Source organism: Actinomyces israelii DSM 43320 (assembly GCF_000711965.1).
Classification (GTDB): Bacteria; Actinomycetota; Actinomycetes; order Actinomycetales; family Actinomycetaceae; genus Actinomyces; species Actinomyces israelii.
The window spans coordinates 17671-31905 of the sequence record NZ_JONS01000014.1 but is presented as its reverse complement, the minus strand read 5'-3'; the positions used below and the strand labels follow the sequence as shown (position 1 = coordinate 31905).

General features: G+C 71.9%; 10 protein-coding genes and 1 tRNA gene. 6 read left to right on the top strand and 5 right to left on the bottom strand.

The window, feature by feature from the left end:
- The first annotated feature begins 1 nt into the window (after position 1).
- Genes O145_RS06350 through O145_RS06340 form a run of 3 tightly spaced genes read left to right on the top strand, consistent with a single transcriptional unit; the run spans position 2 to position 3459 of the window.
- Positions 2-919 carry a M23 family metallopeptidase gene (locus O145_RS06350; protein WP_229118394.1) on the top strand — a complete coding sequence of 306 codons (918 nt, stop codon included), beginning with the start codon at positions 2-4 and terminating at the stop codon, positions 917-919.
- A gap of 28 nt (positions 920-947) precedes the next feature.
- A complete protein-coding gene (locus O145_RS06345; protein ID WP_229118393.1) occupies positions 948-1694 on the top strand; it encodes a glycerophosphodiester phosphodiesterase family protein in 747 nt (248 codons plus the stop codon).
- A 40-nt stretch (positions 1695-1734) separates the two neighbouring features.
- Positions 1735-3459 (top strand): carboxylesterase/lipase family protein, encoded by a 1725-nt coding sequence (locus O145_RS06340; protein ID WP_043561243.1) that lies wholly within the window; start codon positions 1735-1737, stop codon positions 3457-3459.
- A 66-nt stretch (positions 3460-3525) separates the two neighbouring features.
- Here the strand turns inward: O145_RS06340 and O145_RS06335 are convergent, their stop codons facing one another.
- Both O145_RS06335 and O145_RS06330 read right to left on the bottom strand, forming a co-directional pair.
- The gene (locus O145_RS06335) at positions 3526-4161 is read right to left on the bottom strand and encodes a VOC family protein (RefSeq protein WP_043561240.1); all 636 of its coding nucleotides are present in this window, start codon (positions 4159-4161) and stop codon (positions 3526-3528) included.
- A 239-nt stretch (positions 4162-4400) separates the two neighbouring features.
- Positions 4401-4473 (bottom strand) — tRNA-Arg (locus tag O145_RS06330).
- Between the two features lie 243 nt (positions 4474-4716).
- Here O145_RS06330 and argS point away from each other — a divergent pair.
- The 3 genes from argS to O145_RS18015 all read left to right on the top strand — a co-directional run bounded on the left by argS (position 4717) and on the right by O145_RS18015 (position 8307).
- Positions 4717-6393 (top strand): arginine--tRNA ligase, encoded by a 1677-nt coding sequence (argS, locus tag O145_RS06325; protein WP_169740327.1) that lies wholly within the window; start codon positions 4717-4719, stop codon positions 6391-6393.
- Between the two features lie 159 nt (positions 6394-6552).
- A complete protein-coding gene (lysA, locus tag O145_RS06320; protein WP_043561234.1) occupies positions 6553-7971 on the top strand; it encodes a diaminopimelate decarboxylase in 1419 nt (472 codons plus the stop codon).
- Positions 7972-8127: 156 nt separating this feature from the next.
- Positions 8128-8307, top strand: a complete 180-nt coding sequence (locus O145_RS18015) for a hypothetical protein (protein WP_156966625.1) — start codon at positions 8128-8130, stop codon at positions 8305-8307.
- A gap of 364 nt (positions 8308-8671) precedes the next feature.
- On the opposite strand, the gene O145_RS18010 is transcribed toward O145_RS18015, so the two are convergent.
- From O145_RS18010 to O145_RS06295, 3 genes are all read right to left on the bottom strand, one after another.
- Positions 8672-8818 carry a hypothetical protein gene (locus O145_RS18010; RefSeq protein ID WP_156966624.1) on the bottom strand — a complete coding sequence of 49 codons (147 nt, stop codon included), beginning with the start codon at positions 8816-8818 and terminating at the stop codon, positions 8672-8674.
- Between the two features lie 1805 nt (positions 8819-10623).
- Positions 10624-12375 (bottom strand): ABC transporter ATP-binding protein, encoded by a 1752-nt coding sequence (locus O145_RS06300; RefSeq protein ID WP_052374753.1) that lies wholly within the window; start codon positions 12373-12375, stop codon positions 10624-10626.
- A complete protein-coding gene (locus O145_RS06295) occupies positions 12372-14195 on the bottom strand; it encodes an ABC transporter ATP-binding protein (RefSeq protein WP_169740326.1) in 1824 nt (607 codons plus the stop codon). Before O145_RS06295 ends, O145_RS06300 begins: the two co-directional genes overlap by 4 nt.
- Positions 14196-14235: the final 40 nt, after the last annotated feature.

Here is a 14235-nt window from a genome sequence, read left to right as displayed (position 1 = left end):
GGTGAAGGACCGCGCCCCGCTCGGGCGCCCGCGTGATGCCGCACCGACAGTTGAGAGCCAGCCGCTCTCGGGGGAGGCGAACGACGAGAACATCGTCGCCCCGCCCGCCCGCCCCAGGACCGGCGCCGGCTGGGTCGGCCGCATCAGCGTCATGACCGTGCTGGGCCTCGTGACCGTGGTCGTTCCGATCAGCGCCCACGTCTCGGCCAGCCCGCTGGCCTCCGCGGCGCTGAGCACGCAGACCGCCGACCCGGCGCCCGAGGCGAGTGCGCCGCCGTCCTCGGTGGCCGCGGCCGTGCTCGGCTCCGACGCCGACGTGGACCCCCAGTCCGACTCCGAGATGTCCAACGACCCCGACGCCGCGGCCAAGGCCCGCATCCGGGAGGCCCGTGAGAATCCCACCACGACCTGCGCCTCGCAGACGGGCGGGGCCTCGGGCGACGCCAGCGCCCTCAGCAAGGCTCCGGAGATCTTCTATCCCATGGTCTCGGGCACCTACACCATCTCCTCGCCCTACGGCTACCGCCTGCACCCCACCCTGGGCTACATGAAGCTGCACGCCGGCCAGGACTTCGCCGCCCCCGTGGGCACGCCCATCTACGCCGTCGCCGCCGGGAAGGTCGTGACGGCGGGCATGGACGAGGGCGTCGGCACCGTCACCATCGAGCACCAGATCGACGGTCAGACCTGGTACACGAGCTACATGCACATGTACGAGGACGGCATCTACGTCCACGTGGGGGACACGGTGACCGCCGGCCAGCTCATCGCCGGCGTCGGCAACACCGGGCGGTCCTCCGGACCCCACATGCACTTCGAGGTGCGCACCAAGAACGACACGGCCGACGAGTCCACGGTCGAGCCCCAGAAGTGGCTCGACGACCACCACGCCGCCGAGCTGTCCACGGACTGCTCCTGAGCGGCGCCCGGGTGCGCAAGGAGGAACGATGAGACCCAGGCGGCAGTGCGCCGTGATCGCCCACCGCGGCGGAGCCCGCGAGGTCCCGGAGAACACGTGGAGCGCCGTCGAGCACGTCGTGTCGCTGGGCCTGGAGTGGATGGAGACCGATCTGCGGGCCACCGCCGACGACGTCGTGGTGCTGTCCCACGACGCCGGTCTGGGACGGGTGAGCGGCATGGAGCGGTCGCTGTCCGAGATGACCTGGGACGAGGCCGCCGAGCTCGATGCGGGCGACGGGCGCAGCCTCGTGCGCCTGGACGAGGTCCTGGAGGCCCACCCGCGACTCGCGCTCAACGTGGACCTCAAGGAGCCCGCGGTGGTGCAGCCCGCCCTGCAGGTGGTCCGCGTGGCCGACGCCCTGAAGCGGGTGCGGTTCGCCTCCTTCTCCGCGCGCCGTCTGGCGATGCTGCGCCGTCAGGAGCCGCGCGCGACCACATCCCTGGGGGGATGCGACATCGCGGGTCTCATGCTGCTCAGCGAGGCGGCCCTGCCCCTGCCGCACACGCGCTGGGGGTGGACGCGGGGAAGGGTGGACGCCGTGCAGGTGCCGCCGACCTACCGCGGGCTGCCGGTGGTGACACGGCGCTTCGTGGCGCAGGCGCACGCCGCCGGGCTTGAGGTGCACGTGTGGACGATCGACGACCCCGCGCAGATGCACCGTCTGGCAGCGCTGAACGTCGACGCCGTCATGACCGATGTCCCGAGCCTGGCCCTGGAGACCCTGGGGGGCTGAGGGCCTTCACATCGGCGCCTCCGCGGGAGACAGTGGGCACATGCAGGATGAAGCCCCCTCACCCCCCATCAGCGGCGCCGGCGGCGCCCCCCACGTGTCGGCGACGCCGATCGCCCTTCCCGCCGGTGAGGAGGGCCCCCGGGTTGATGCGCCCTGCGGGCCGGTGCGCGGGGTGTGGCGGCGGATCGTCTCGGCTCCCGGGGCCCGGTCGCCCCATGCCCGCTTCGAGCGCTCGGCGGCCTTCTACAACATCCCCTACGCCGAGCCCCCGGTCGCCGGGCGCCGGTTCATGGCGCCCGTGCCCCGCGCCCGGTGGCGCGAGGAGCGCGAGGCCGTCCTGCCCGGCCCGACGCCGCAGCGCGGCTCCATCTTCGACGACCCCGCCATCCCCGAGCCCACCGTGGTGGGGGAGGACATGCTCAACCTCAACATCTTCACCCCGGCGCCTGGGGACGCGGGCGCCGGGCTGCCGGTCTACGTGTGGATCCACGGCGGCGGGTGGTCCTCGGGCTGCCAGGCGAGCCCCTGGTACGACGGCGCCGCCTTCAATCGCGACGGCGTGGTGACGGTGGCCCTGTCCTACCGCCTGGGCTTCGACGGCTACGGCTGGGTGGAGGGCTCGGACACCCCCTTCAATCGGGGCGTGCTCGACCAGATCACGGCCCTGGAGTGGGTGCGGGACAATATCGCCGCCTTCGGCGGGGACGCGGGCCGGGTGACCATCGGCGGGCAGAGCGCCGGAGGAGGCAACGTCCTGACCCTCATGGCCTGCCCCCGCGCCCGCGGCCTGTTTCACGGGGCGATCAGCGAGTCGGGCGCCGTCACCGACGTCCCCGCCGACCGCGCCCGGTCCACCGCCCGCGAGATGGCGCGCTTCGCCGGCGTCGAGCCGAACCTGGAGGGCTGGCGCGCGCTGGACTACGACCGGGTCTTCTCCACCACCGCAGGCTTTGAGAGGCAGATCGAGAGGCGGGTCGAAGGGCACTGCGCAGAGCCGGCTGCTCCCGACCCGCTGGTCGGGCGCATCCGGGCCGCGCTTATCCCGGGTCCGGACACAGGGATCATCTATGGCCCCGCGGTCGACGGCGACCTGGTGCCCCTGCCCGTGCGCGAGGCGCTGGCCCGGGGCTCGGGTGGCGATATCCCGCTGCTCGCCATGAGCACGACGCACGAGTTCATCTGGTCGGCCTTCGGGCTCGCCCAGGAGCTCGGCGAGCGCAGCGCGGCGGAGATCATGACGCGGGCAGGCCTGGACGCGGGACTGGCCGCGGATTACGTGGCATCCCATCCCGAGCTGGCGGGCGGCGAGCACCTGCGGCTCGGCAACCTGATCTCCGATACCATGTTCCACACCCCGCTCCTGGGCTGGGCGCGGGCCCGGCTGGACTGCGCAGGACCGGACGCTCGGGCGGCGGGCACCTGGCTGAGCCGCTTCGCGTGGGAGTCGCCCGAGACGGGGTGGTCGACGCACTGCTTCGAGGTGCCCTTCGCCTTCGACTGCCTGGCCCACCCCTACTGCGGCCACACCCTGCGCTCGGCGCCTCCCCAGGCGCTGGCCGACGCCGTGCACGGCGACTGGGTGCGCTTCATCCTCGCCGGTGACCCGGGCTGGCGGCCCTGGGACGGGCGCGGCCTGGGGCGGACCTACGGGGACCCGCGTGGCGCCCGGCCGGACGGGGCCGTCGACGGCGAGGTCTTCGCCGTCGAGCAGCGCCTCCTGGAGGCCGGGGAGCGGCTCGCCGAGGCGGCGCCGAGGGAGGGCTGAACGCTCGCCCGCCGGGCAGGACCCGCCTGGACGGGCTGCCTACCGCCGGTGAAGACCGGTCCGGGCTCAGCCCCCCAGGACAGTGCCGTCGTCGAAGACCGCGCGCATCTCCGTGCCGGGCGGCGCCAGGACAAGGGCCTTGTCCTCGCACAGGCCTCGGACGAGCCGGTGCTTGTCCTGCGGCACCGGCAGGCGCACCGAGGTGATGCGGCGCGCCCCGCCCGGGTGGGTGAAGTCCGTCGGGCGCGGGTCGATGGAGAAGTGCGTCATGAAAAAGGGAAGGTCCGGGTCGGCGGGGAAGAAGACCCGGTAGCGCAGCGTACGGCCGGCGGTGTCCGTGCGGTGCGGGCCGAGCTCCAGGCCGTCGTCGTCCAGGGAGCGGACGGCATAGCGGAACTGGGCGTCGTCGCCCTCCAGGCACAGCCCGCACAGGCCCTCGGCGCACTCGTCCCAGCCGGCAAGCCGGCTGAGAGCCCGCCAGTGGCGCCCCCCGACGAGCGCGGTCAGCTTCTTGAGTGCCTTGGGCGTGCCGGTCCCGGCGAGAAGCTCAAGATAGGGGCCCTCGCCGAAGTAGGCGAGTGCGTTGATCGGGTTCCTCCGCCGGCCGTACTCGACGGCGAAGCCCCTGTTGCGGAAGTCATCGACCGCCGCACCCAGGTCCTTCATCTTGTACAGGACATACCCCAGATCCGTGGGCGTCATGGTAGGGCGGCCGCTGAGCGGCTGCGAGGCCCGTCATAAGGCTCTCGCGGCGGCAGCGGGTCCGCCTGCGCGGCACGATGGCCGCCTGCTCGTCCGCCGGGAGCCCGTAGGCCTCCGCGCGGCCGAGCAGCGGTGCGCCGGAGAGGTCGCGGACAAGGTGACCGACGGTGCCGAGGCCTGCGCCCCGGAGATGTCAGCGACGGCATCCCGATGAAAAAATGCCGCCACTGACGGGCCGGTGCCCCGAACAGGACTCGAACCTGCGGCCTTCTGCTCCGGAGGCAGACGCTCTATCCACTGAGCTATCGGGGCCCGGTGCGGGACTCTACCAGCACCGGGCCCGCAGGTCGAAACCGGGTCGAAGATCGAGGGAAGCGAGTTTCGACACCGCCGGCGAGCGTGAGCGTGACCCGGCGCGGTGGTGACGGCGCGGGTGAGGCGTGCGCATCCGGCCTCGTTGACTCGCGTATGCTCTTGCTCACTGCACTTGCTGAGCTGCGAGCTCCGACGTCACGCAGGAATTGCCGACCCTCGCCGCTCCGCTACTCTGTGCCCGTGACCCCCGAAGAGCTCGCTGAAGCGATCCGCACCGTTCTGTCCACTGCCGCGACCGACGGCTCTCTCGCCCTGCCGGTCGAGGACGTGCCGCTTCCCCGGGTCGAGCGACCCCGCAACCGCAACCACGGCGACTGGTCCACCAATGTCGCCATGCAGCTGGCCAAGAAGGCCGGCACGAACCCGCGCGCGCTCGCCGAGCTCCTCGTGCCCCGCCTCGCCGAGCTCGACGGCGTCGACTCCGTGGAGATCGCCGGGCCGGGATTCCTCAACTTCCGCGTGAGCGCCGCGTCCGCCGGAGAGCTGGCCCGCACCATCGTCGAGGCCGGGGAGAGGTACGGCCGCAATGAGACCCTGACCGGCCAGCACGTCAACCTCGAGTACGTCTCGGCCAACCCCACCGGGCCGGTGCACCTGGGCGGAGCCCGCTGGGCCGCCGTCGGCGACTCCCTGGCCCGTATCCTGGTCGCCTGCGGGGCCACCGTCACCCGCGAGTACTACTTCAACGACCACGGCACCCAGATCGACCACTTCGCCGAGTCCCTGCTCGCCGCGGCCCGCGGCGAGGACACCCCCGAGAACGGCTACGGGGGCGCCTACATCGTCGAGATCGCCCAGAGGGTGACCGACGACGAGCTCGCCGCGGGGCGCCCCGCCCCGGCGACCCTCGAGGACGCCGCCGCCACCGAGGTCTTCCGGGCCCGCGGCGTGGAGCTCATGTTCGCCGCCATCAAGGACGAGCTGCACGCCTTCCGCTCCGACTTCGACGTCTTCTTCCACGAGGAGTCCCTGCACAGCTCCGGTGCTGTGGGGCGGGCCATCGACATCCTGCGCGGGCGCGGGGTCATCTTCGAGGCCGATGGCGCCACCTGGCTGCGTACCACCGACTTCGGGGACGACAAGGACCGCGTCCTGATCAAGTCCGACGGCAACGCCGCCTACTTCGCCGCCGACGTCGCCTACTACCTGGACAAGCGCTCCCGCGGCGCCGACTGCGAGATCTTCCTGTTCGGCGCGGACCACCACGGCTACGTCGGCCGCATGATGGCCATGTGCGCCGCCTTCGGGGACACCCCGGGCGTCAACATGCAGATCATTATCGGCCAGTTCGTCAACCTGGTGAAGGACGGAGCCCCGGTGCGCATGTCCAAGCGCGCCGGCACCATCGTCACCCTGGAGGACCTGGTCGACGCCGTCGGCGTGGACGCGGCCCGCTACGCCCTGGCGCGCTCCTCCATGGACTCCACGATCGACATCGACCTGGACCTGCTGGCCTCCTCCTCCGCGGACAACCCCGTCTACTACGTCCAGTACGCGCACGCCCGCATTCGCAGCGTGGCCCGCAACGCCGCCGAGCACGGCGTGTCCCGCCAGGCGGGCTTCTCCCCGACGGCGCTGGACGACCCGGCCGACGCCGTCCTGCTGGGGGCCCTGGCCCAGTTCCCGGCCACCGTGGCACAGGCCGCAGCCCTGCGCGAGCAGCACCGCGTGGCCCGCTACCTGGAGCAGCTCGCGGCCGCCTACCACACCTGGTACGGGGCCACCCGCGTCACCCCGCGGGGCGACGACGCCGTTGACTCCGGTCACGTGGCTCGCCTGTGGCTCAACGACGCCGTCGGCCAGGTCATCGCCAACGGCCTGGACCTCCTGGGCGTCAGCGCCCCGGAGCGCATGTGAGAGGAGAGGCCCGCGAACGCGCCCGCCCGGTCGTGCAACCGATCTCGGTGCGGGTTACGACCGGTCTCGAGCCGGATCCGGACCGATCTCGTGAGACCGGTTCACTTCCGCGTCGAGATCGGTTGACGCGGCGCCCGTGCCGGAACCAGAAGGAGGATCATGACCGCTGCGACCGTTCCCGCCGGTGAGGCGGCTCCGGGCACCCTGGTCTGCCCCGAGCCCCCCGAGCGCCCCGACCTGTGGCCGTGGTCCGCGCGGCGCCGCGACGACGGGGTCCTCGAGGTCGGCGGGATGGCCCTGACCGACATCGCCGCGGACTTCGCCACCCCCGTCTTCGTCATGGACCGCGCCGACCTGCGCGGGCGCGCCCGGGTGTGGGCCACCGCCATGGCCGAGGAGTTCTGGGACGGCTACGGCATGAGCGGCGGCGACGCCTACTACGCGGGCAAGGCCTTTCTGTGCTCCGACGTCGTGCGCACCGTCACCGGGGCCGGCATGGGGGTGGACACGGCCTCCCTGGGCGAGCTCACCATGGCGCTGCGCGCCGGCGCCCCGCCGTCGATGGTGGGCCTGCACGGCAACAACAAGCTCGACGCCGAGATCGAGACCGCCCTGCGCGCGGGGGACGGCCGGGGCATTGAGCGGATCTTCATCGACTCCCTGGACGAGGTCGCCCAGATCGAGTCGGTCGCCGCCCGCCTGGGCACGACCGCCCGCGTCATGATCCGGGTCAAGACCGGCGTGCACGCCGGCGGCAACGAGTACGTCTCCACCGGGCACGAGGACCAGAAGTTCGGCGTGGGCGCCTTCGACGGCCAGCTCGACGAGGTCGTGGACGCCATCACGGCCTGCCCGCACCTGGAGCTGCGCGGCCTGCACAGCCATATCGGCAGCCAGATCCAGGGGACCGTCGCCTTCGAGGAGGCCGCCGGCATCATCTGCGGGCTCGCCGCGACGGTCGGGGCCCGGACGGGTGCGCCGCTGCCCGAGATCGACCTGGGCGGCGGGGTGGGCATCGCCTACTCGGGCGCCGACCCGGTCCCCACCGCCCCCGTTGAGGCGGCGCGCGCTATCGCCCGCACCGTGCGCTCGGCCTGCGACCGCCTGGGCGTCGAGGTTCCGCGGGTCTCCGTGGAGCCGGGGCGCTCCGTGGCGGGCCCCACCACCCTCACCCTCTACCGGGTGGGTGTGGTCAAGGACGCCCTCCTCGCCGACGGCGCTCGCCGCCGCTACGTCTCCATCGACGGCGGCATGGCTGACAACATCCGCCCGGCCCTCTACGGGGCCAGGTACACCGCCTCCGTGGCCAACCGCGTCTCGCAGGCGCCGGTGGTGCGCTGTCGCGTGGTCGGCAAGCACTGCGAGTCCGGCGACGTCGTCGTGTGGGACGTGGACCTGCCCGACGACGTCTCCCGCGGCGACCTGCTGGCGGTGCCCGCCACCGGCGCCTACGGCTACTCCATGGCCTCGAACTACAACATGCTCACCAAGCCCGGCGTCGTGGCCGTCGAGGACGGCGACGCCCGCTGGGCGGTGCGCCCTCAGACCATCGAGGACCTCCTGGCCCTCCAGGGCTGAGGCGCAAGGGCCGGGCTCCCCTGGCCCGGCCGCATCGCGGGGCGCCTATACCCGCAGCGCCGGGGGTCTTTCTCATCCTGGAGGACGAGATGCCGCCGGGCGGACTCCTCCCCGAGACTCTGCCCCGGAGCTGTGAGGCTCCTTACGCTGTGTGGCATGAGCGCAGCAGTGTCATCTCTCGAGGTCCCTCCGCCGCCGGTTCACCGCAGCGGCGACCTGGTCCTGCCCTACTCGGCGGATCTGGGCAGGGTCTTCCGCCGGGCCTGGGCGGCGGTGACGCGCCGACGGCGGCCCGCCGGGGTCGGCGGGTCCGCCCGGGCTGCCGACCGCCGCTGAGGCGCTTTCTCAGCGTTTTCAGGGCTCGGCGTAGAATCGGGGTCACCTTCGGAGGCTCGGTGCGGCTGCTCTCGGGCTGTGGCGGGGCGGGCAAGACGACCCGAGCTGCTCCGGCTGCGGCGCGAGCTCGACCGTGGCGCCTACGTCCCCGTATATCTGGGTATCGAGGACTACCTCAACACAGAACTTCCTCCGGGCGGCGGCTCCCTCCTCATTGCGCTCGCGGCCGGCTTCGTCGGCGGCTGCGAGGAGGCCGACGTCCCGAAGCAGAAGATCGTCGCGCGGATGAGGTCCTTCCCCGATCGCCTTGATATCAAGGGGGAGGCCGGCACGGCCGTGTCGGCGGGCCCGGTCGCCCTCGATCTCAAGGCCACGCTGCACGACGACGAGGGCCTCCGCGCTCAGGTCGCAGGGCCCTGGAGCCCGACCGGAAGGTCTTCAAGAAGGAGATGCGCGCCTTCTTCCAGGCGATGGACGCCGCCATGCCCTCCGGGAAGACGCCGGTCTTCATTGCGGACTCCATAGACCACTGTCGCGGACGGACCGCCACCTTCGATGAGGTCCGAGATTCTGTTGAGTCGCTCTTCTCGAGGTACGCCTCGGAGCCGGCCCTGCCCGACATGCACGTGATCTACACGGTTCCGGTCTATGCCGAGCCTGCGGGCTGGGAGGGGCAGATCTGGCCCGTTCTCAGTGTCAAGGTAGGAGCGCGATGGCGGGGACTGCCGTGCGGGGATCGACCTCCTGCGCCAGGTGCCCGCCAGACGCGCCCCAGGCGGTGACCTCGAGAGGCTCCTCGGGAGTCGGATCGACCGGGTGATTCGCGCCTCGGGCGGTCTGTTCAGAAGAGCTATTCCGTCTGGTCTGCGCGCTCCTGGTCAGCTCCTGGTCAAGGACGGCGCGCTTCCGGTGGGCACGGCCGACATCGATCAGGAGGAGCGTCAGCAGCGCTCGTACGCCGCTGCGGGGCTCACGGAGGAGCAGGAGCAGTGGGAGATCCTGCGAGCAGTGCGTCAGACCGGACAGCTGCGGGTGCCGCGCGAGCGGACCGCCGAGGCGTGGGCGCTCCAGGCTCTCGGGCATGTCATGTGCTGCCGCAACGGGAGGGTTGGCTGGTACCGTCCGCCCTCTTCCGGACAAGCTCTTGGACGAGGCGTGACATGCCGTTCCGGGAACCCGACGAGGCCGTCAGCGTAGATCAGGCGTGGTCGGGCCCGCGGCACCACCTGGAATGGGCCGGGGCTGAGCCCACAGCCGTGTTCCTCGCTGTGCGGTCCCGCGACCAGGCGGATGATCTTAGGGAGAGGGCCGCCCTGTGGGGTCGCAGAAATCGTGAGCGGTGGACACCATGTGAGGCGGATGAGGACTCTGCCGACTGGTTACGACGCGAGCTGCCAAGACCGGGAGTCCTTTGGTTCGCCCTCTGGGCAGAGGAGCAGCGCGTAGACGTACTTCATGCGCTCAATGAGGTGCGCATTCGTCTCGCCGACTCGAGAGGGGCGCCTGGTTCTCTGCGGTCCGATTCCTCTGCTCGGGCAGGCTGCTCGCGAGGCTGCCGATCTGTGGCCCGCGCGCTCCTTCGCTCATGTTGTGCGTGCTGTGAGCCCACCCTCTGGCTCGCCGCATCAAGCGGTCGAGAACATGGGGTGGAAGTCGGAGCTCATGGAAGGCGAGAGGTATCGTTCCGCCTGGCGATTGACGATTCCCGAACAGCTGCGCACTCCCGAGGCCGGCGCGGCGCTGCGGGAAGTGGGGCGACCCCGTTCCCTGCTCCCGGCGGACCCGGTCGGTGCGCGAGGAGTTCTTGACGAGTCCAGGATTAGTGGTTCCCCTATCCGCAGTATTGTTTTCGGGCTGACGCGGGCGGAGATCGCCGGTCTGCTCGATGGCGGGATCGACATCGAGGCGAATCCTGCTTCTGTGATGGTTGGTTTACGGGGACTTCCTCGAGGCTTCCGCGCTGGCGCTGCCGACGCTGTGATGCAGGCCGGAGAGGTTTTCGGTGCTTATGGATGCGACTGCGGAGGCGGCGGTGGAGTCGTTGAGAACTGACCGCAAGCTGGCGAATTCGTTGGGTACGCCGGAGTCGCTGCGCGACCTGGGGCCTTCGCTAAACAGTGTGGGGCTTGCGGCGGAGCGGCATGGTGGCTCTGAGGTGGGGGAGCAATGCCCGGAGGAATCTTTGACAATATTCTGCGAGGTTGCGGACCTTTTAGGCGCGCCCCGGACGATTGAGGACTTGATGGGCGCCCTCACAACGACTGTCATTGATAATCAGCCATAACCGTCGCGAGGGCGACCGAAGATTCGCCTCCCTCAGCTCTCCGCGCTCATCTCCGCACCCACGAGTCTCCACCTGTCGATGGCCTCCTGGTCGTCCCAGAAGCGCCGGTAGGTGCCGCCCGCCGCGTAGAGCTCATTGTGCGCGCCCACCGCCTCCACGGCACCGTCGACCAGCACGACGATCCGGTCGGCCCGGCGGATCGTGCTCAGCCGGTGCGCGATGACGAGCACCGTGCGCCCCCGGCTCAGCTCCTCCATGGCCCGGGTCACCACGGCCTCGTTCGCCCCGTCGAGCGCGCTGGTCACCTCGTCCAGGAGCAGCACGGGCGCGTCCTTGAGGAAGGCACGGGCAATGGCCACGCGCTGGCGCTCGCCGCCGGACAGGGCGGAGCCGCCCTCGCCCACCGGCGTGTCCCAGCCGCGCGGCAGGCGCTCGACCACCTCGGCCAGGCCCGCCCGCCGGGCCGCCTCGCGGACCTGCTCCGCGCTCGCCCCCGGACGGCCGATGCGCACGTTCTCCTCGATCGTGGTGTCGAAGAGGTAGACGTCCTGGAAGACCATGGAGACCCGCTCCATGAGCGCCTCCACGCGCGCGGCGCGCACATCGACCCCGCCCACGCTCACGCTTCCCGAGCTCGCGTCCCAGAACCGGGCCACGAGCCGCGCGATCGTCGACTTGCCCGACCCGGACGGCCCCACGAGCGCCGTCACGCTGCCCGCCGGGAGGGTGAGGCACACGTCGTGGATGACCTCCCGCCCCGGGACGTACCCGAAGGACACGTGGTCCAGGACGACGTCGTAGGGGGCGCCCGGCACCGCCGCCGCCTCGGCCTCGGGCTCGTCCATGACGGGCGTGTCCAGGATGGAGCCGATGGACTCCAGGGCGGCGCCCGCCTCGTGCACGGGGGACACGTAGAAGGCGAGCATGCCCACCGGGTCGGCGAAGCGCACCGCCATGAGCGACAGGGCCACGAAGACCGCCGGGTCCACTTGTGCGCCGAGCAGCAGCGACGCCCCGACCGCGACGGCCAGGACCATGCCCGCCTCCACAAAGGTGTGGAAGCCGATGGCCGCGGGAGCGGCGGCGCTCATGGCCCGGCCCGCCACCTCGTGGTCCTCCGTCAGGTCCCGCTCCAGGGGCTCCCAGCCGTCGCGGCAGGCGCCGGTCGCCCGCAGGACCGGCTGGAGGCGGGCGAGCTCCAGGACCCGTGAGGCCAGGCGCCGGGTGGAGGCCTCGTGCTGGCGGTACTCCGCGACGACCGCGCGCTTGAGCCGCCGCAGCGCCCACACGCACCCGGGCAGGGTGATGATCATGGCCAGGCCCATGCGCGGCTCCTGCCACAGGGACACCACGGCGATCGCCGCCGCCGAGCCGCTCATGGAGGCGATCTGCGGCAGCACCAGCGAGGGCAGGTGGGACAGGGCGTGGATGTCGGTGGACGTGGCCGCGGCGACCCGGCCGGTGGCGGCCGAGTCGAACCAGCCCAGCGGCAGGTGCTGGACCTTCTGCCCGACGGCGCGGATGAGGCCGCCGCACACGTCGTCGGAGCCGATCCTGTAGGAGCGCACCGTCGCGGCGGCGCTGATGACGGCGGAGGCGCAGGCGGTCGCCATGATCGCCGCCAGCCAGGCGCCCGCGCCGGGGCCGCCGGACAGGAAGGTCCGCAGGAAGGGGACGAGCAGGCCCAGGGCGGCGCCCTGCAGGACGCCGGCGACGGCGTGGGCGACAATGAGCCCCTTCAGGTGCGAGTGCCCGCCCAGGTAGCGGTCGAGTCGGGTGATCACTGCTGCGCCTCCCACAGGGTGCGGTAGAGCCCGCCGGCGGCGAGCAATTCGGTGTGCGTGCCCCTCTGGACGACGCGCCCGCTGTCGAGCACGACAATGGAGTCGGCGTCGACGACCGTGGCCAGGCGGTGGGCGATGACCAGGACGGTGCGGCCGCGGGCGAGGGCGGCGAGCGCCTCCTGGATCTCGCGCTCGGAGTGCGGGTCCGCCTGGGCGGTGGCCTCGTCGAGCAGGAGGACGGGGGCGCCCGCGAGGAAGGCGCGGGCCAGGGCGATGCGCTGGCGCTCGCCGCCCGACAGGTGCGCCCCCTCGGAGCCCAGGACGGTGTCGTAGCCGCGGGGCAGGGCCGTGATCCGCTGGTGGATGCGGGCGGCCCGGGCGGCGGCCTCCACCTCCTCACCGGTGGCGTCCGGTCGGGCCAGGCGGATGTTCTCGCGGGCCGTGTCCGCGAGGATCCCGCCCTCCTGCAGGACGATCACCATCTGGGAGAGCAGGTCCTGGCTGGAGGCGTCGCGCACATCGGTCCCGCCCACGCGCACGCTCCCGCCGGTCACGTCCCAGAAGCGGGCGACGAGCCGCACCAGGGTGGACTTGCCCGAGCCCGAGGGGCCGACAACGGCGGTGACCGTCCCGGGCCGCAGCTCCAGTGAGACGTCGTCCAGGACGAGCGGGCCGTCCTGGCGGTAGCGGAAGGAGACGCGGTCCAGGGCGACGTCCACGCCGCCGCGCTCGTCGTGGCCCACCGGGACGGGGGCCTGGGGCTCGGGCAGCGCGGGCTCGGCGAGCAGCTCCCCGATGCGCTGCGCGGCGTCCCGCGCCTCGATGAGGCTGTTGCCCATGGAGGCCAGGTTCATCATGCCCGAGGGCAGGCCGACCCCGACCAGGAGGAAGGGCAGCACCCCGACGGGCTCCATCAGGCCGCGCCCGACCATGACCCAGCCGGTCGCGATAATGGGCAGGAGCATGAAGGCGGGGCCCATGAGGGCGCTGAGCACCGCCATGGGGCGGCCCGGCCCGCGCATCCACTTATACGAGGCCCTCGTGTAGCGGCCCAGCGCGTCGGAGAACCGGCCGAACAGCGTCCCGCTCAGTCCGAAGGCCTTGACGGCGGCGATGCCGTCCGCCATCTCCACGGCGGCGGACGCCAGCTGCTTCTCCGACTCGTTGAACTCCTCGGTCAGCTGCTTCATGGTGCGGGCGGCCAGCGCCCCGGCGACGGCGACGGCGGCCGCCAGCCACACCAGGAGGACCAGGGTGAAGACCCAGGAGCGGGTCAGCAGGTACACCAGGCCGAACAGGGGCGCTCCGATCGCCATTCCCAGGTCGGAGCCGAAGTGGGCGATGAGGGCGTGGACCTTGGCGGTGTCCTCGGTGATGGTCGAGCGCACGCGCCCGGAGGACTCCTCCGTGTGCCATCCCAGCGGCAGGCGCGCCAGCACCACGGCGATCCGGCGGCGCAGGTCGGTGCGGAAGCGCAGCTCGACCCGGTGGGCGTAGCCGGTCCCCCACAGGTAGATCATGTGCCCGCCCATGAGCCCGACGGAGATGGCGGCGACCCAGGCCCATGCCGTCCGGGCGGTCAGCGTGGCGGCGAGAGCCTGCTGAGCCAGGGCGGTGACGCCGATCGCCGGAAGGAGGCCGAGGGCCGCCCCGGCCATCCCGCAGCAGAAGGCGAGGACGATCGAGGGCCGAACCGGGCCGAGGAGCTGTTTGAGGGCGATCTCGGACGCCGGGGGCGCCTGCCCGGTGGTGTGCCCGGCGTTGGTCGTAGTGGCGGTGGGCGACGGTTCAACAGTATCGGTCTGTGCTTCTGCGGTCATTGCGAACTCCGTAAGAAGGAGGAGCGCCATGGTCTATGGG